The organism is Ralstonia sp. VS2407 (assembly GCF_052950655.1).
In genome coordinates this window covers 128,181-143,948 of record NZ_JBRFVG010000004.1, presented here as the reverse complement: position 1 = coordinate 143,948, position 15,768 = coordinate 128,181, and the positions used below count along the sequence as shown (strand labels likewise).

The window sequence follows — 15,768 nt, the reverse complement described above, 5'->3', positions numbered from 1 at the left end:
CAAAAGAAGTGGTGGCCGGCGCCGATGTGCATGACCAAGCTGGGTCGCAATCCCAGGCAGCAACAAACAGTGCACAAGGCAGTGATCATTGACAGCGCTGCCAGCGTTTACGGCGTCCCGGAATATGCTGATTCAAGCCCGTTGCACCAAAAAGCAGCAGGCACGAACGGCATCTGCTGGCAGGTTCATGCCCTCTAATTAGCAGGGTGCCACTCAGAATAGCGTCTGCTATCGTTGCCCACAATATGCGGTGTCAGCATCATGCCTAATAACAATGTTCAGCGCCCTCTCGATTCCATGGAATCGATGCGGGGCGGGTAACGGGGAAAACAGCAAGTCGTCTGGCCGTCACAGGCCAAGCCCGACTCGTTGACACGGGGGTAAGCGGATTCTTCCGGGTCTTTTCGAGTTGGCGATCCGGCGACATTGCTCCGGCATTGATGCGCAAGTCCTCACCAATAAGCTTATTGGTGAGAAAAAAATAAAAAGAGTTGTACCTTTTTTGAAGAACGGGGAAGAGTCTTCATGCGCTCGACCAGCTCCAAGCCCGGGGGGGCTTGGGGCGGCGCTTGCGTTTTTGCCTTCGGTTAACGGCGCATAGCAGTCGCGGTCAGGTTATTCCATTTAAAAAAAGAATAATCAATAAGCCGGTTTTTATTTAGCGCCCGAATACTATGGATTTGATTTGCAAGGTGAGGTTGTATCAAGACCGTGGACGCTATTTTGCGGTGTTGGTCGCACCGGACACGATGTGCTCCAGCACAGGGCGAGACGCAGCTGAAGCTTTGACCAATTTAGGCCGTTCAATGGCCGAGAATTCTCTGCCTCAGTCGGCCGATTTGTCGATAGAGCCGAAGGAGCGCAAGAGCGCTAGCCAGGCAGGCGGCGGCACGCCCGCTCCTCGCGAATTTCCCCGCGCCATACCCACCGTAAAACGCCTCCTCAACGAGCGTTTCGGCAAAGCCACCTTGCGTGAACTTTCAGAAAAGCTGGGTTTGGACGACGTCACTCCGCAACTGCTGTCGTCTTCCATTGCGGGCAGTGGGGCCAAGCGCGTTCGTCTGGCCATTGCCAAAGCGCTTGGAGAAGATCCTGATGCGCTTTGGCCAATGGCGCGGCACTAACACGGCATGCGCTATTGAAGACCCGGAACTGGCAAAAGCGGAAATGCCCGCGGCACGGCGTTGTCAATCGACGCGGCGAGGGGGGCTGGAGAAATCTGGAGCGCCCTGTGGCAAGGCAAAGACTGGCGGAAGCGGTGAGATTCGAACTCACGGATGGGTCACCCCATCGGCAGTTTTCAAGACTGCTGCCTTAAACCACTCGGCCACGCTTCCTTCGTACTGCGCTGCTCGTTGCGAGCAAGGGCGCCATTGTAACGGCACCTGGCGCAACTTGGCACCGGTTACCGTCAGTTTTCGTCGTCAGCCAAGAACAATTCCTGCAAATCATTGAGGAATCGCTGGCCCAGCTCGGTCGGGCGGATGGCGACATGGTCGCGCGTCAGCAAGCCGCGCTGCTCGGCGGCGTCGAGTTGTCGCTCAATGGAGCGCAGCGGCAGGCCGGTGCGCTCCTGGAACAGCGTGACCGGGAAACCGTCGGTCAGACGCAGCGCATTGAGCATGAATTCGAACGGCAGGTCGGCGGCGTCGACTTCGCGCTGCTCCTGCATGACCGCCGCACCGCCGGCCGTCTCAGCCTGACGCAGATACGTGTCGGGATGCTTGTGCCGCATCTCGCGGATGACCCGGTGCGGAAAGCTCAGCTTGCCGTGCGCGCCTGGCCCGATGCCGAGGTAATCGCCGAATTGCCAGTAATTCAGGTTGTGCTTGCAGCGCTTGCCCGCCTTGGCATACGCCGATACCTCGTAGTGCTCGTAACCCGCCGCCGCCAGCCGCGCGTGAATCCAGTCCTGCATCGCAAACGCCGTGTCGTCATCCGGCAGCGCGGGCGGGTACTTGGCGAAGTACGTGTTCGGCTCCAGTGTCAGGTGGTACAGCGACACATGGTTCGTATCGCACGACAACGCGGCCTCCACATCAGCCTCGCATTCGGCGAGTGTCTGGCCCGGCAGGGCGAACATCAGGTCGAGGTTGATGTTGTCGAAATGCGCGCGGGCGATGTCGATCGCGGCGCGCGCTTCGGCGGCACTGTGGATGCGGCCAAGCGCCTGCAGGTGCGCGTCGTTGAAGCTCTGGATGCCAATCGACAGGCGGTTCACGCCGCTGGCGCGGTAGCTGCGGAAGCGTTCTGCCTCAAACGTGCCCGGGTTGGCTTCCATCGTGATCTCGGCATCGGCGTCGACCGGCAGCAGCATACGGATGTCCGACAGCAGGCGGTCCAGCCCTTGCGCCGACAACAAGCTGGGCGTGCCGCCACCGATGAAGATCGTATGCACATGCCGGCCCCACACCATCGGCAGCGCGGCCTCCAGATCCTGACGCACGGCAGTGAGAAAACGCTCTTCCGGGATGCCCTGGTCCGGCTCCGCATGCGAGTTGAAATCGCAGTACGGACACTTGCGTACGCACCACGGCACGTGCACGTACAAGGACAGCGGCGGCGAAGCGGGCAGGCTGATCTTGCCCGGCTGCAGGAAGACGGAGGTGACCTTGTCACCAGTCTCAGCGGCAGTTGCGGAAGGCGTCTTGGCTGCGCCGGCGGGGTGAATCGGGATCATCGGAACTTCAGGCGTTTTCAAAGGTGCGCAGCCGTTCGACAAGCTGCGCGAGGGCTTGTGCACGATGGCTCACGCTGTTCTTCTCGGCCTTGGTCAGCTCGGCAGCGGTCTTGCCGAGATCAGGCAGCAGGAAGTGGGGGTCGTAGCCGAAGCCGCCGTCGCCGCGCGGGGTGTCGATCACCTCGCCAAACCAGTTGCCTTCGGCAATGATCGGCTGCGGGTCATCGGCATGGCGCACGTAGACGAGCACGCAAACATAGTGCGCGCCGCGGTCCGCCTTGCCGGCCAGTTCACGGACGAGGCGGGCGTTGTTGGCGGCATCCGTTTTGGGCTCGCCCACCAGTTGTGCATAGCGCGCTGAATACACGCCCGGCGCGCCGCCCAGCGCATGCACGCAGATGCCTGAGTCGTCTGCCAGCGCGGGCAGGCCGGAGGCACGGCTCGCGTGGCGTGCCTTGGTGAGCGCGTTTTCAACGAAGGTCGCATAGGGCTCCTCCGCCTCGGGAATGCCGAGCGCGCCTTGCGGCGTCACGTCGAAACCGAGGGGGGCCAGCAGCGCGTTGAACTCGGCCAGCTTGCCGGCGTTGTTCGATGCCAGAACGATCTTGCGCATGGCAGTGTCGTTCACAGGCCCAAGGCCTGCTTTTGCAGGCCGATCAGCGTGCGGATGCCTTGGTCGGCCAAATTCAGCAGTGCGTCCATTTCAGCGCGCGAGAACGGCGTGCCTTCCGCCGTGCCTTGCACTTCCACAAAGCCGCCGCTGCCGGTCATGACGACGTTCATGTCGGTATCGCACGCCGAGTCTTCGGGGTAGTCCAGGTCGAGCACCGGTACGCCATCCACCACGCCCACCGATACGGCGGCCACGAAGTCGCGGACCGGGTTGCCCACCAACTGGCCCTTTTCGCGCATGACCGAGACAGCGTCATATGCGGCGACGAACGCGCCGGTAATGCTGGCCGTGCGCGTGCCACCATCGGCCTGCAGCACATCGCAGTCGAGATGCAGCGTGTGCTCGCCCAGCGCGCGCAGATCAAACACCGAGCGCATCGCGCGGCCGATCAAGCGCTGGATTTCTTGCGTGCGGCCGGTCTGTTTGCCGCGTGCGGCCTCCCGGTCGGAGCGCGTGTGCGTCGAGCGCGGCAGCATGCCGTATTCGGCCGTCACCCAGCCCTCGCCGCTGCCTTTCTTGTGCGGCGGCACCTTGGGCAGCACGCTGGCCGTGCAGAGCACTTGCGTGTCGCCAAAGCAGACCAGCACCGAGCCTTCGGCGTGGCGCGTGAAGTTGCGGGTGAGGGTGACGTGACGGAGTTGGTCGGGCTGGCGGCCGCTGGGTCGCATGTGGGGGTCTCGCTGAGGAAAACGGTTAGCCCGACATGATACCGGCCCGCGCTGCGCTCGGCAGGGCGGGCCGGATGAGGACTGCGCGACGTGCTTAGCGCGTCAGGTTGCTGGTCTTGTCGATGGCGGCGCGGATTTCCGCGATGGAGCGCTCGATTTCCTCTTCCGACATCAGCCCCGATTCGCTTTGCGGCGCGTCCAGGATGGACGTGGTGAAGGCGTTCAGGGGGAGGGTGTCGGTCTGCACCGAATCCTGCGTGGTGGTCACGGCGTCCAGCTCCCACATCATGGAGATGGCGGTGGTGTTGTCGGCCGTGTCGCCGGCATTGCGCAGCGCGCGGGCAATCAGTTCGGGAATCGCCTGCGTGACCGAGAAGCTGGTGCAGGTGTCGATCAGTTCGTCTTCCTGCACGCTGCCCCACAGGCCGTCGGAGCACAGCATGGCGACGTCGCCCGGTTCCAGGTTGACCGGCCCGCCGATGTCGATCAGCGGCAGATTGGGCGAGCCCAGGCAGTTGTAGATCTTGTTGCGCTCGGGGTGGTTCGCGACCTGCATCGGCAGCACGCGGTCTTGTTGCAGCAGGTTTTCGATCTTGGAGTGATCGCGCGTGCGCGTCACCAGCTCGCCCTTGCGCATCAGATACATGCGCGAATCACCGGCGTGCGCCCAATGCAGCGACCCGCGCTGGGCCAGTGCGCAAACGATCGTCGTGCGCGGCGCATCCGGCAAGCCGTTCGTCTCGGCATAGCGATGGATGTCGCGGTGCGCCAGCATGATGCTCTCATGCAGAAAATCACGCGGATTGCGAATCGACGGACGGGCGTGGCGCTGGAACTGGCGCGCCATGGTCTGCAAAGCCTGCTGGGCCGCAACTTCGCCCAGGGAATGCCCGCCCAAGCCGTCGCACAGCACCATGAGCATGGCATCGCGCGTGAAGCAGTAGCCCATGCGGTCCTGGTTGACGCGTCGCGCGCCTTTTTTGCTTTCCTGATAAACCGAGAATCGCATTGCGGCTAAATAAATATTCGGTGAGGGATGCGGTGCACCGGCACGTCGCGCCTGGTGTTACACCGTTTTGGAATCATACTCCGCCTATGGGCGGCGACTGGGCGGTCAACTGTCCCGGCGGCGCAACAGGCGGCTCATGAAACGTGTCGTCAACGCCTCTTTCTCTTCTGGCACCGGGCCGCCCTGCGTGACGGCGGTCAATGCCTGCAACTCTGTCAGCGCGTTGCTTTCTTCACGCAGCACCTTTTGCAGGCGGAACACGCTCTGCGGACGCTCTTCCGGCTTCATCTTCAGGCACCAGCCAACCAGATCGATCAGGCTGGCCGTATAGACCTTGCGCAAGCGCTCCAGGCCTTCTTCCAACTTGTCGTCTTTCTCGCGCTGCGTGGCTTCCTGGGGCGGCGTGCCGGCCATGCAGGCATAGATGGTGGCGCCGATGCTGTAGATGTCCGTCCACGGGCCGAGCTCGTTGTGCTTGCGGTACAGCTCCGGCGCGGCAAAGCCCGGCGTGTACATCGGCTGGAAGCGCGAGGCCTCGGCGGTGAGCGTCTGCCTTGCGGCGCCAAAGTCGAGCAGGATCGGTGAAAAGTCTTCGCGCAGGTAGATGTTGCCGGGCTTGATGTCGAGGTGCAGCAGCTTGTGGATGTGGACTTCGCGCAGGCCGCTCATCAGGTCATGGAAGACCTGGCGGATGAAGCGCTCGCGCAGCATCTTCAGCTTGCCCTGCTGGCGCGCGGTGAGGATGTGTTCCTGCAGCGTTTTACCCTGCTCATACGTCATCACCATGTAGACGGTGCCGTTTTCCCGAAAGAAATTGAGCACGCGCACGATGGCAGGGTGAGAAATCTTGGCCAGCGACCGGCCTTCTTCAAAGAAGTATTTCAGCCCGAGGCGGAATGCACTCCCGCTTTCTTCAGGCACGACAGGAATCAATTCGCCCGGTGCACGACGCGCCAGCGAAGACGGCAAATATTCCTTCACGGCCACCGGCGTCCCATGTTCGTCGGTCGCAAGATAGACGAAGCTGAACCCCCCGCTGGCCAACTTCTTTACAATACGATAATTGGACAGCAAGGTACCGACCGGCAACGGGGCACTGCGCGGCTGTCCTGAGCCTTTTGACTCTGTCATGGGTTTGTGTGGCGAAATGGCTGTCGGATTCTCCCTGACCAGTCCACACGTTGTAAAGCGACAAAAGGTGGGGGATTCCCCGCCAATTCCGGGCGTTAAATAACCGCCGCCGGATTTCCTGATTCGACCAAGAACAACACACCACGATTCCATGATCCACAGCATGACCGGCTACGGCGTTGCCACACGCCAAGCAGCCTTTACCGACGCCCATGGCGCACCCAGCGGGAGCGTCGCTACCGTCTCGGTCGAATTCCGCACCGTCAACTCACGCTTTCTCGACCTGCTGTTCCGTGCCCCGGAGGAATGCCGCGCCTTCGAGCCGGCCCTGCGCGAAATGCTGATGAGCGCACTGTCGCGCGGCAAGCTGGAGTGCCGGATCAACCTGCAGCGCCAGGAAGCCGCGAGCGATGTCGCGGCGCTCAATGTGGACCTGCTGCAACAACTGGCCAAACTGGAGCAGGCGGTCACGCGCCACCTGCCGGCATCGGGTTCGCTGCGCATGGGCGAAATCCTGCGCTGGCCGGGTGTCCTGGCCGAGCCGCAACTGACACAGGACGCCTTGCGCGACGCCGTGATCGAGGCGGCCAAAGAGGCGCTCAAGCAACTTCTCGAATCGCGCCGCCGCGAAGGCGATGCGCTCAAGGCTGTGCTGCTTGACCGTGCGGACGCAATGCTCGGCATCGTCGACAGACTCACGCCGATGGTGCCGGTCCTGATCCAGCAGCATCAGGACAAGCTGACCGAGCGCCTGCGCGAGGCGTTTGGCCTGGCAGCGCCCGAAGGCACTCCGGCACTGACGCGCGACGAGCTGTCCGAGCGCATTCGCCAGGAAGCCACCGTTTATGGCATCCGCATCGACATCGCCGAAGAGCTCTCGCGCCTGCAGGCGCACCTGCGCGAAACGCGCCACATCTTGGAAAAGGGCGGCCAGATCGGCAAGCGCCTGGACTTCATGATGCAAGAGCTGAACCGGGAGGCGAACACGCTCGGCTCGAAGGCCGCCGCCAAGGAGCTGGCCGATGCATCGATGGAACTCAAGCTGCTCATCGAGCAGATGCGTGAACAGGTCCAGAACCTCGAATAACTCGAAACGATAGAACTAGAACATGCCATCCTCTCAAGCGCACTCTGCCGTCGATACGCCCATCGAGAATCACTTTCCGGGCAGCCTGTTCATGGTCGTGGCGCCCTCCGGCGCCGGTAAGTCAACGCTGGTGAATGCGCTGCTGGCACAGGATTCCTCGATCCGCCTGTCGGTCTCGGCGACCACGCGCAAGCCGCGTCCGGGCGAGCAGCACGGCCGCGAATACAACTTCATGACCGTCGAGGAGTTCAAGGCTTGCCGGGATCGCGGCGAGTTTCTCGAATGGGCCGAGGTGCATGGCAACTACTACGCCACCTCACGCGTGTGGATCGAAGAGCAGATGCGCGCCGGCACCGACGTGCTGCTCGAAATCGACTGGCAGGGCGCTCAGCAGGTGCACCAGCGTTTCTCCAACGCGGTCGAAATTTTTATCCTGCCTCCGTCGCTCACGGCGCTGGAAGAGCGTCTGAAGAAGCGCGGTCAGGACGAGCCTAACGTGATCGTGCGCCGCCTGCTGGCGGCGGGCTCCGAGATGGCGCACGCACCCGAGGCCGACTACGTGATCATCAACGAAGTGTTCGATACCGCATTGGCCGAGCTGCGCACCGTGGTGCAGGCCACGCGTCTGCGCTTCGGTGCCCAGAAGGCGCGCCACGGCGAGCTGTTCGTCGAGCTGGGTATTCATTGAGCAAGCAGCGCAATCGCGTTTTTCAGCGCGATTGCGAAAGTGTGGTAGCGCCCGCTTCCCCGCGCTGTCCGAGGGAAGTGCTGCGCTGCTGCTAAAATATCGAGATCAACAAGATTTGCCACCAGGTGGAGTTTTCATGGCGCGTATTACCGTCGAAGATTGCTTGAAACAGATTCCGAATCGCTTCGAACTGGCATTGGCCGCAACGTACCGCGCCCGTCAGTTGGTGCAGGGCCACACGCCCAAGGTCGATGCCAAGGACAAGCCGACCGTGACCGCATTGCGCGAAATCGCATCCGGCCAGGTTGGTATCGAGATGCTCAAGAAGGTTCCGTCCTGAGCTGACACGCGTTACTTGGCATTACCTGGCGTGGTACGCTGCCTCGGTCACTGATCGTTATTGCGATCTTTCGTGGATGTAAAAGCCGCGAACGCACTAGACCCCGGCATGCCTACCTCGCCCGCTTCTTCGCCCAGGACCGAACATTCCGCCACGCACGAATACAACGTGCCGTCGGTGGAATCGTCCGCGAGGTCGTCCGGTCCTGCGCTGGGCGTCTCCACGGGTCCCTCCGGGTCTTCCACCGCTTCCATCGTTTCCATGCCGTCCTCCGCTTCCGGCTCCGGCCCTGCGTCGCCTCGTACGGGCGCGCCGAACTTGCCTGATCCGCGTGGTGCCGACCTGGTCGGGGAGCGTGCAGCGCTGCCGCCAAAATCGCACAAGGGCGCAAGTGCTGATGCACCCGAGGAGACGGCCAAGTCCGAAGGCGCGGACACGCTCTTCATCGATGCGGTGCTGGAGCAAACCTATCGCCATCTGTTTGGCCCGACCTCGCAGCCGGCGGCACCGCCTCGGCAGCAAGTGGTTTCCATTTCGGGGCTGACCGAAAAGCTTTCGTATCTGAAGCCGGCCGATCTCAAGTTGGTGAAGGAAGCGTTTCACTTCTCCGACGAGGCGCACCTCGGGCAGTATCGCCAGAGCGGCGAGCCTTACATCACGCATCCCGTGGCCGTGGCAGAGATATGCGCGGGCTGGAAGCTGGATGTGCAATCGATCATGGCGGCGCTGCTGCACGACGTGATCGAAGATCAGGGCGTGACCAAGAGCGAGCTGGCCGAGAAGTTCGGCCCCAAAGTCGCCGAGCTGGTCGATGGCCTGACCAAGTTGGACAAGCTCGAATTCCAGAGCCGCGAGCAGGCGCAGGCGGAGAGCTTCCGCAAGATGCTGCTCGCGATGGCGCGCGATGTGCGCGTGATTCTCGTCAAGCTCGCCGATCGTACGCACAACATGCGCACGCTCGACCACGTGCCGCCGGAAAAGCGCCGCCGCATTGCGGGCGAGACGATGGAGATCTACGCGCCGATCGCGCACCGCCTTGGGCTCAACACGACCTATCGTGAGCTGCAGGAACTGAGCTTCCGCATCGGCTCACCGTTCCGGTACGCCACGCTTGAGAAGGCGGTGAAGGCCGCGCGCGGCAATCGACGCGAGGTTGTGAGCCGCATTCTTGAAACGGCTCAGCGTGCGCTGGCCGACGCAGGCATCCCGGCCGAGATGACTGGCCGCGAAAAAACGCTCTACAGCATCTACCGGAAGATGCACGACAAGCAGTTGTCGTTCTCGCAGGTGCTGGATGTGTATGGCTTCCGTGTGGTGGTCGACACGCAGATGCAGTGTTACATGACGATGGGTGCGCTGCACAGCCTGTACAAGCCGATGCCCGGCAAGTTCAAGGACTACATCGCCATCCCCAAGATCAACGGTTATCAATCGCTGCACACGACGCTGGTGGGCCCGTTCGGCACACCGGTCGAGTTTCAGATCCGCACGCGCGAGATGAACCAGATCGCGGAGGCCGGCGTGGCCGCGCACTGGATGTACAAGCAGCACCACGATGAGCCTGATCGGGCGCAGCAACAAGCGCATCAGTGGCTGCAATCGCTGCTCGACATTCAAAGCCAGACTGGGGATTCGCAGGAGTTTCTTGAGCACGTCAAGATCGACCTGTTCCCGGATGCGGTCTACGTGTTCACGCCCAAGGGCGAGATCCGCGCGCTGCCGCGCGGCGCCACGGCACTGGACTTCGCCTACGCGGTGCATAGTGACCTGGGCAACCAGTGTGTGGCGGTCAAGATCAACAACGAGCTGCTGCCGCTGCGCACGGAGCTGAAGAACGGCGACATCGTCGAGGTGGTGACGGCGCCGTACTCCAAGCCGAACCCGGCATGGCTCACGTTCGTACGCACGGGCAAAGCGCGTGCGGCAATCCGGCATTTCCTCAAGACGGCCAAGCTGGATGAGGCGATTCAACTGGGCGAGCGATTGCTCGAACAGGCGCTGCGTCAGATCGGCATCGACATGAAGGCCGTGTCCGCCCAGGTGTGGGAACGCATCGTGCAGTGGACGGGCAACAAGGCGCGTGAAGATGTCTTTGCGGATCTCGCGCTCGGCCGCCGGGTGGCTGCCGTGGTTGCGCGCCGTTTGGAAATCCTTTTGCAAGAAGGTGGCCACGAGGGCGACGAAGCCTTGATGGCGGCCGTGCATACCTTTGCTGGTGAAGAAGCGCCTGCCGTCACCGTCAGCGGCGACGAAGGCATGGCGATGGTGTTCTCGTCGTGCTGCCGCCCGATTCCCGGCGATCCGATCGTCGGCTATATCGGCAAGGGCGAAGGCTTGCAGATCCACGTGCAGGAATGCCGCGTGGCAAAGCGCCTGCATGGCAAGGATCCGGAGCACTGGATCGACGTCATGTGGGCGGAGCACACGACGCGTGCGTTCGACGTGTCGATCAAGGTCCTGGTGCGCAATACGAAGGGCATTCTTGCGCGCGTAGCAGCGGATTTGACCTCGGCCGACGCCAACGTGGCACACGTGTCGATGGAGCAGGAGGGCGATCAGGAAGCGACATACATGACGTTCCTGATTCAGGTGCACGACCGCGTGCACCTTGCCGATGTGATGCGCGCGCTGCGGCGCAACCCGGATGTGATTCGCATTGCGCGAGATCGCGGCGGAGATTGATGCTCCACGCACAAGCAAAAAAGGCGAGGCCAGGGGCTTCGCCTTTTTTGCTTGTAGCCGCTTGCAGCGAACCCAAGAGCGCTGGGACATTGCGCCGTATGCGAGACGGATGCGCACAAAAGAAAAGGGCTTCCATTTCTGGAAGCCCTTTTCGTTCTCGTATTAGGTTGGCGCGGCTGGCAGGATTCGAACCCACGACCCCTTGGTTCGTAGCCAAGTACTCTATCCAACTGAGCTACAGCCGCAACCGAGAAATGAGATTATACAGAGATTTTCCGTCTTGTGAACCCCCTTCTTCACTTTTTCTTCGAGTGGGGCCAACTTTCTATAATGGAGCCTTGATCCACCGTGGCTTCCATCATGAACAAGGCTTTCGTCCGGGAAGATTCCGGCGATGACGAAGACGATCTGCCCGAGGGCGCTGCGCCCTTGCCGCCGGGTTCCAAGAACTACATCACGCCAGCGGGCTGCGAGCGCCTGCGCACCGAGCTGATGCACCTGATCGACACGGAGCGGCCCGAAGTGGTCAGCATCGTGTCGTGGGCTGCGTCCAATGGTGACCGCTCTGAGAACGGCGACTACCTTTACGGCAAGAAGCGCCTGCGCGAGATCGATCGCCGCATCCGCTTTCTCACGCGCCGTATCGAGAAGGCCGAGGTGGTCGACGCCAGTTTGCAGGGCGACAACGATCAGATCTTCTTTGGTGCAACGGTCACCTACGCCAACCAGCGCGGTGACGAGACCACCGTCACCATCGTCGGCATGGACGAGGTCGATCTGGACATCGGGCACGTGAGTTGGATCTCGCCGATTGCGCGAGCGCTGATCAAAGCGCGCGAGGGCGATACGGTGCCGCTGCGTACGCCCACGGGCGTCGAGCAGATCGAGATCCTTGAAGTCAAATATCCGCCGCGCTCTGCATGAGTTGTGTCCTCACGCAGGGTGCCCCAGGCAGTAGGCGCCGAAAGCGATGACAGAGCACGCCGAGAGGCGCCGCGCCGTGAGCGACTCCTTCAGGAACAGTCGGCCGAGCAGCGCGGCAAACACCACCGACGTTTCGCGCAGGGCCGACACGGGCCCCATCGGCGCGAGCGTCACGGCCCAGATGACGATGCCGTATGCGATGAGCGAGACCACGCCGCCGCCAAACGTCTTGAGCGTAGCGGCGTCTCGCAGATCGATGTTTAACGGGCCTTTCCACACGCGATAGAGCAGCACCATCGGCAGACCGTCGAGCATGAAGAGCCAAGCCGAGTACGCATTCGCATTGCCGGCTAGCCGCGCGCCGATGCCATCGCACACCGTGTAGCACGCGATGAACACGCCCGTGGTGAGGGCCGCCAGCGTCGAGCCAAGGTCGGCCTTGCGGCCGCGCGCCAGACTCAGAATGCCGCCGCTCACCAGCACCACGCCCGCGAGCGCAATCGCGCCGGGCATTTCGCCCGCAAACAGTGCGGCGCCCACCGTTACCAGCAGCGGCGACGATCCGCGCGCAATCGGGTACACCTGCCCGAATTCACCAAACCGGTACGCGCGCGCGAGGAACACGTTGTAGCCGACGTGCAGCACCACGGACAGCGCCACATAAGGCCAAGCGGCCGGCGCCGGCAACGGCAATGCAATCGCCATCGGTATTGCGGTCACGCCAGAGGCCAGCGTCATCAGCGTAATGGCGCGCAGGCGGTCGGAGCCGCTTTTCAGCAAGGCATTCCATGAGGCGTGGAGCAGGGCGGCGCAGAGAACCAGGGCGATGACGGCGGCGGTCACGATGACGATGTGCGCGATGTGCGAAAGCGAGAATCGGGTCGATTTTTCTCACTCGATGCCGTGGCAGCGAGAGCAAGAAGACGCCAGCGTAACGCCGCAAAGTGTGATCAACAATCGATATATACTGACTCGATCTGTGCAAAAAACTCACGCGATATGCGCAAGCTGCCCCCTCTGAATGCCGTGCGCGCCTTTGAATCGGCGGCGCGCCATCTCAGTTTTACGCGCGCGGGCGAAGAACTGAGCGTCACGCATGGCGCGATCAGCCGTCATATCCAGGCGCTGGAGGCGTGGCTGGGTGTGTCGTTGTTTCGTCGGCTGAATCGGCGTGTGGAACTGACCGATGCGGGCCAACGCTACCTTGGCGAGATTGGCGTAGCGCTTGACCGCATCAGCATGGCCAGCCAGGCGCTGCGCGACCGCGATGCCGTGCGCATTCTCCGTGTGAACAGCATCCCGACGTTCACGATGCGCTGGCTGATCCCGCGGCTTTCCACGTTTCAGATGCGCTTCCCGCGCGTGGAGGTGCGGCTGACCACCTCCATCGAAGAGATCGAAGACTTGCCTGATCATTTCGACGTGATCATCCGTGGCGGGCCGGAGATTCATGCGGGTTTTCAATCCGGGCGCTTTCTGGACGAGAGCCGCTTTCCGGTGTGCAGCCCGGTGTTGCTGGAGCGCTTGCCGCTATCGACGCCGTCCGACTTGCGGCATCACACGCTGCTGCATTCGGACACGCTGCCTTCGGTGTGGCCCAGCTGGCTGGTGCTGGCAGGCGTGCCGAACCTGCGGCCAGCGCATGCGCTCACGTTCGAGCATTTCTATCTGTCGATTCAAGCCGCCATCGATGGGTTGGGTGTCGCGATGGGACCATCGGCGCTCATCGCGGAGGATTTGGAGGAGGGGCGTCTTGTGGCGCCGTTTCCCGATCTCGCGCTGGTCGCGCGCAGCTACTACTGGTACAGCCCTGCCCGCAATCTCGGTGACGAGGTGGTGCAGGCCTTTTGCGCGTGGCTGGGGGAGGAACGACCGCAACGTCACGCAAACGTGAATACATTTCCGGTCTCCGGTAACGGAGGTAACGCCGCGTAACACCCTAGAGGCGGGGGCGAAACGCGATGCTACGATGCACTCACGCTCGATTGCTTTGAAAAGGAGGTCCCCACATGAAGAAGAACGCATGGATTCTCGCTGCATGCTTGGCGGCTGCCGGTGTCGCTGGTTCGATCGCCTTGCCGGCGCAGGCCCAGGTGTCGATCGGCGTGCAGATCGGCCCGACCTACGCGCCCCCGCCGCCCCAGTATGAGCCCGTGCCAGTCTTGCAGCCGGGCTACGTATGGGTACCGGGTTACTGGCAATGGCGCGACGGCCGCTATGTCTGGCGTCGCGGCTATCGTGAACATGGACGGCCGGGTTACCACTGGCGCGAGCCGCGCTGGGAGCAGGGGCCGCACGGCTGGCAAATGCGTGACGGCGGCTGGGACCGAGGCGACGACGGCCGCTGGCATGGCCGTGGCCGGGATCGCGACGACCGCTACCACTGCCCCCCGGGCCACGCGCGCAAGGGCGAATGCTGACGATGCAACGACAGGCCGGTCATGTACCGGCCTGTTTTTTTGCAGGCAAGTCTGTCGATGTCGCAACCGCCAAGTGAGAAGTTGCGGCGTCTTCCGGGAGGCAACATGACAATGGAATCGAATTGGCGCACCGAGCTGTACAAGGACTTCGACGTCTACGTACTGGCCATTCCGCGTGCCGAGCGCAAATCGGACAAGGGCGGGCAGGGGCCCACGCAGTGGGATTTTGTCGTGCGCATCTGCGAGTCGGGTGCAGACCCGACGGCGGTCGAAACCCTCGTCGCCCACTCGCACGACGAGCGCCCGCTGCCCACACGTGAGGCCGCCGAAGAGGCCGGGCTCGCGCGGGGCTATGGCTTGATCGATGAATTGCTGGGGCGTAGCCCCGTCCAGCAGTCGATTGATCTCTGAGGCGCGCTTACGCCGCCAGCGCTGTGTCGCGAACGTGCTGGCGTGCGAATTGCCACCACAGCCACGTCGAGTCGGGCCCCGGCGCGTGGAAGGCATAGCGCGGGTCGCCGCCACTCCAGGCGTGGCCCGTGGTGGTGAGTTGGCACAGGCTGACGATGCATTCGCCGTCGCGCATGTCGTTGCGCAGGACATAGCCCTCGCCGCGCGTCGTTTGACGTGAGACGTTGCCCCCATCGCCCAGATGATTCAGCGCGCGGAACTGCGCGGCCAACTGCGCCTGGTTGGCGGAGTTGACGGCCTCGTCGCGCAGGCCGTGCAACAGCATCGTCGGCATGCCGGGGTAGGTGGCCACGTTCACCACGCTTGAGAGCGCCTCGACAGCGTCGACGCGGGCTCCGCGGCGCATCAGGTTCAGTGCAGACGCCGGCGAACGCGCCACGCCCAACGCCGGGCCCGAATGCAGCGCCAACGCGGCGAACAGCTTCGGATGACGCAATGCGATCAGGCCGGCCAATCCCGCGCCGGCTGACAAGCCTGCCAGATACACGCGCGAAGGGTCGGCGCCAGTTTGTTCGAGGGTTTGCTCGATCAGTTGGGCAATGCCGTCCGCCTCGCGCGCGCCGGCGTGCTCGGGGTCATACCAGTGCCAGCAGCATTGCGGATGCGCGCGGCGCGGCTGCTCCGGATACAGCACGATAAAGCCCTCGCGGTCTGCCAGTGCGTTCATGCGCGTGCCATGCGCGAGCACTTCTGCCGATTGCTTGCAGCCATGCAGCATCACCATCAATGCGGGGGGCTTGCTGCCGCGTGTGGGCGGTGTGTAGAGCCAGTATTCCGGCCGGCGCGCCACCACGACGGGCGACTCGGGTTCGTAGATGAATTGTTCGCGAACGAAGGTGCCCTGGGTGGGTGTGGGGCGTACGCGGCGCGGGCTGTCGCGGCGGGTGGTTGGCTTGAGCGGCTTGACCGGTTTGGGCGGCCATGACTGGCGGCCAAAGCCCGGTGTGGTCAGGGCGTCGACCAGCCGGGTGATGGATTTCATCCAATTACGGTGC

At 62.9% G+C, this 15,768-nt stretch carries 18 protein-coding genes and 2 tRNA genes; 10 read left to right on the top strand and 10 right to left on the bottom strand.

Annotation, left to right across the window (positions count from 1 at the left end; all coding sequences use genetic code 11):
- Positions 1-30: 30 nt before the first annotated feature.
- Both ACU8YE_RS08555 and ACU8YE_RS08550 read left to right on the top strand, forming a co-directional pair.
- A complete protein-coding gene (locus tag ACU8YE_RS08555; protein WP_446928514.1) occupies positions 31-198 on the top strand; it encodes a hypothetical protein in 168 nt (55 codons plus the stop codon).
- Between the two features lie 608 nt (positions 199-806).
- Positions 807-1,124 (top strand): hypothetical protein, encoded by a 318-nt coding sequence (locus ACU8YE_RS08550; RefSeq protein ID WP_260801873.1) that lies wholly within the window; start codon positions 807-809, stop codon positions 1,122-1,124.
- Between the two features lie 123 nt (positions 1,125-1,247).
- Here ACU8YE_RS08550 and ACU8YE_RS08545 read toward each other — a convergent pair.
- The 6 genes from ACU8YE_RS08545 to ACU8YE_RS08520 form a co-directional block, all read right to left on the bottom strand.
- A tRNA-Ser gene (locus tag ACU8YE_RS08545) sits at positions 1,248-1,337 on the bottom strand.
- 74 nt (positions 1,338-1,411) lie between these two features.
- Positions 1,412-2,680, bottom strand: coding sequence for a radical SAM family heme chaperone HemW (hemW, locus tag ACU8YE_RS08540; protein ID WP_446928513.1), 1,269 nt, complete (start codon positions 2,678-2,680; stop codon positions 1,412-1,414).
- A 7-nt stretch (positions 2,681-2,687) separates the two neighbouring features.
- The gene (rdgB, locus tag ACU8YE_RS08535; protein WP_446928512.1) at positions 2,688-3,293 is read right to left on the bottom strand and encodes an RdgB/HAM1 family non-canonical purine NTP pyrophosphatase; all 606 of its coding nucleotides are present in this window, start codon (positions 3,291-3,293) and stop codon (positions 2,688-2,690) included.
- 11 nt (positions 3,294-3,304) lie between these two features.
- Positions 3,305-4,021: a ribonuclease PH gene (rph, locus tag ACU8YE_RS08530; RefSeq protein ID WP_232040571.1), complete on the bottom strand. Its 717-nt coding sequence runs from the start codon at positions 4,019-4,021 to the stop codon at positions 3,305-3,307.
- Positions 4,022-4,115: 94 nt separating this feature from the next.
- Complete coding sequence (locus ACU8YE_RS08525) at positions 4,116-5,030, bottom strand: PP2C family protein-serine/threonine phosphatase (RefSeq protein WP_147214658.1); 915 nt, start codon at positions 5,028-5,030, stop codon at positions 4,116-4,118.
- A 105-nt stretch (positions 5,031-5,135) separates the two neighbouring features.
- Complete coding sequence (locus ACU8YE_RS08520) at positions 5,136-6,161, bottom strand: serine/threonine-protein kinase (protein WP_024975228.1); 1,026 nt, start codon at positions 6,159-6,161, stop codon at positions 5,136-5,138.
- Between the two features lie 151 nt (positions 6,162-6,312).
- Here ACU8YE_RS08520 and ACU8YE_RS08515 point away from each other — a divergent pair, with 151 nt between their 5' ends.
- The 3 genes from ACU8YE_RS08515 to rpoZ all read left to right on the top strand — a co-directional run bounded on the left by ACU8YE_RS08515 (position 6,313) and on the right by rpoZ (position 8,276).
- Positions 6,313-7,248 carry a YicC/YloC family endoribonuclease gene (locus ACU8YE_RS08515; protein WP_260801870.1) on the top strand — a complete coding sequence of 312 codons (936 nt, stop codon included), beginning with the start codon at positions 6,313-6,315 and terminating at the stop codon, positions 7,246-7,248.
- Positions 7,249-7,270: 22 nt separating this feature from the next.
- Positions 7,271-7,936, top strand: coding sequence for a guanylate kinase (gene gmk / locus ACU8YE_RS08510; protein WP_024975230.1), 666 nt, complete (start codon positions 7,271-7,273; stop codon positions 7,934-7,936).
- Between the two features lie 136 nt (positions 7,937-8,072).
- Positions 8,073-8,276 carry a DNA-directed RNA polymerase subunit omega gene (gene rpoZ, locus ACU8YE_RS08505; RefSeq protein ID WP_004630929.1) on the top strand — a complete coding sequence of 68 codons (204 nt, stop codon included), beginning with the start codon at positions 8,073-8,075 and terminating at the stop codon, positions 8,274-8,276.
- A gap of 47 nt (positions 8,277-8,323) precedes the next feature.
- Here rpoZ and ACU8YE_RS08500 read toward each other — a convergent pair whose 3' ends face one another.
- Entirely contained in the window at positions 8,324-8,539 is a 216-nt protein-coding gene (locus tag ACU8YE_RS08500) for a hypothetical protein (protein ID WP_232040569.1), read from the bottom strand.
- Here ACU8YE_RS08500 and ACU8YE_RS08495 point away from each other — a divergent pair.
- Positions 8,538-10,958: a RelA/SpoT family protein gene (locus ACU8YE_RS08495; protein ID WP_232040568.1), complete on the top strand. Its 2,421-nt coding sequence runs from the start codon at positions 8,538-8,540 to the stop codon at positions 10,956-10,958. The two genes, ACU8YE_RS08500 and ACU8YE_RS08495, sit on opposite strands and share 2 nt — an antisense overlap.
- 168 nt (positions 10,959-11,126) lie before the next feature.
- Here ACU8YE_RS08495 and ACU8YE_RS08490 read toward each other — a convergent pair.
- A tRNA-Arg gene (locus ACU8YE_RS08490) sits at positions 11,127-11,203 on the bottom strand.
- 115 nt (positions 11,204-11,318) lie between these two features.
- Here ACU8YE_RS08490 and greB point away from each other — a divergent pair.
- Positions 11,319-11,882, top strand: coding sequence for a transcription elongation factor GreB (gene greB / locus ACU8YE_RS08485; RefSeq protein ID WP_446928511.1), 564 nt, complete (start codon positions 11,319-11,321; stop codon positions 11,880-11,882).
- A 9-nt stretch (positions 11,883-11,891) separates the two neighbouring features.
- Here greB and ACU8YE_RS08480 read toward each other — a convergent pair whose 3' ends face one another.
- A complete protein-coding gene (locus ACU8YE_RS08480) occupies positions 11,892-12,725 on the bottom strand; it encodes an EamA family transporter (RefSeq protein ID WP_446928510.1) in 834 nt (277 codons plus the stop codon).
- Between the two features lie 156 nt (positions 12,726-12,881).
- Here ACU8YE_RS08480 and gcvA point away from each other — a divergent pair, with 156 nt between their 5' ends.
- The 3 genes from gcvA (at position 12,882) to ACU8YE_RS08465 (ending at position 14,713) form a co-directional block, all read left to right on the top strand.
- Positions 12,882-13,817 (top strand): transcriptional regulator GcvA, encoded by a 936-nt coding sequence (gene gcvA / locus ACU8YE_RS08475; protein WP_446928509.1) that lies wholly within the window; start codon positions 12,882-12,884, stop codon positions 13,815-13,817.
- A gap of 74 nt (positions 13,818-13,891) precedes the next feature.
- Complete coding sequence (locus tag ACU8YE_RS08470; protein ID WP_232040564.1) at positions 13,892-14,302, top strand: hypothetical protein; 411 nt, start codon at positions 13,892-13,894, stop codon at positions 14,300-14,302.
- A gap of 105 nt (positions 14,303-14,407) precedes the next feature.
- On the top strand, positions 14,408-14,713 hold the full coding sequence (locus ACU8YE_RS08465) for a hypothetical protein (protein ID WP_232040563.1): 306 nt from the start codon (positions 14,408-14,410) through the stop codon (positions 14,711-14,713).
- A gap of 7 nt (positions 14,714-14,720) precedes the next feature.
- Here ACU8YE_RS08465 and ACU8YE_RS08460 read toward each other — a convergent pair whose 3' ends face one another.
- On the bottom strand, positions 14,721-15,755 hold the full coding sequence (locus ACU8YE_RS08460; RefSeq protein WP_446928508.1) for an extracellular catalytic domain type 1 short-chain-length polyhydroxyalkanoate depolymerase: 1,035 nt from the start codon (positions 15,753-15,755) through the stop codon (positions 14,721-14,723).
- Between the last annotated feature and the right edge of the window lie 13 nt (positions 15,756-15,768).

What these genes read in the sequence shown, in the direction of transcription:
- ACU8YE_RS08555 (WP_446928514.1), top strand. Translation starts at nt 31, where the DNA reads ATGACCAAGCTGGGTCGCAATCCCAGGCAGCAACAAACAGTGCACAAG.
- ACU8YE_RS08550 (WP_260801873.1), top strand. Translation starts at nt 807, where the DNA reads ATGGCCGAGAATTCTCTGCCTCAGTCGGCCGATTTGTCGATAGAGCCG.
- hemW (WP_446928513.1), bottom strand. Translation starts at nt 2,680, where the DNA reads ATGATCCCGATTCACCCCGCCGGCGCAGCCAAGACGCCTTCCGCAACT.
- rdgB (WP_446928512.1), bottom strand. Translation starts at nt 3,293, where the DNA reads ATGCGCAAGATCGTTCTGGCATCGAACAACGCCGGCAAGCTGGCCGAG.
- rph (WP_232040571.1), bottom strand. Translation starts at nt 4,021, where the DNA reads ATGCGACCCAGCGGCCGCCAGCCCGACCAACTCCGTCACGTCACCCTC.
- ACU8YE_RS08525 (WP_147214658.1), bottom strand. Translation starts at nt 5,030, where the DNA reads ATGCGATTCTCGGTTTATCAGGAAAGCAAAAAAGGCGCGCGACGCGTC.
- ACU8YE_RS08520 (WP_024975228.1), bottom strand. Translation starts at nt 6,161, where the DNA reads ATGACAGAGTCAAAAGGCTCAGGACAGCCGCGCAGTGCCCCGTTGCCG.
- ACU8YE_RS08515 (WP_260801870.1), top strand. Translation starts at nt 6,313, where the DNA reads ATGATCCACAGCATGACCGGCTACGGCGTTGCCACACGCCAAGCAGCC.
- gmk (WP_024975230.1), top strand. Translation starts at nt 7,271, where the DNA reads ATGCCATCCTCTCAAGCGCACTCTGCCGTCGATACGCCCATCGAGAAT.
- rpoZ (WP_004630929.1), top strand. Translation starts at nt 8,073, where the DNA reads ATGGCGCGTATTACCGTCGAAGATTGCTTGAAACAGATTCCGAATCGC.
- ACU8YE_RS08495 (WP_232040568.1), top strand. Translation starts at nt 8,538, where the DNA reads ATGCCGTCCTCCGCTTCCGGCTCCGGCCCTGCGTCGCCTCGTACGGGC.
- ACU8YE_RS08500 (WP_232040569.1), bottom strand. Translation starts at nt 8,539, where the DNA reads ATGGAAACGATGGAAGCGGTGGAAGACCCGGAGGGACCCGTGGAGACG.
- greB (WP_446928511.1), top strand. Translation starts at nt 11,319, where the DNA reads ATGAACAAGGCTTTCGTCCGGGAAGATTCCGGCGATGACGAAGACGAT.
- gcvA (WP_446928509.1), top strand. Translation starts at nt 12,882, where the DNA reads ATGCGCAAGCTGCCCCCTCTGAATGCCGTGCGCGCCTTTGAATCGGCG.
- ACU8YE_RS08470 (WP_232040564.1), top strand. Translation starts at nt 13,892, where the DNA reads ATGAAGAAGAACGCATGGATTCTCGCTGCATGCTTGGCGGCTGCCGGT.
- ACU8YE_RS08465 (WP_232040563.1), top strand. Translation starts at nt 14,408, where the DNA reads ATGACAATGGAATCGAATTGGCGCACCGAGCTGTACAAGGACTTCGAC.
- ACU8YE_RS08460 (WP_446928508.1), bottom strand. Translation starts at nt 15,755, where the DNA reads ATGAAATCCATCACCCGGCTGGTCGACGCCCTGACCACACCGGGCTTT.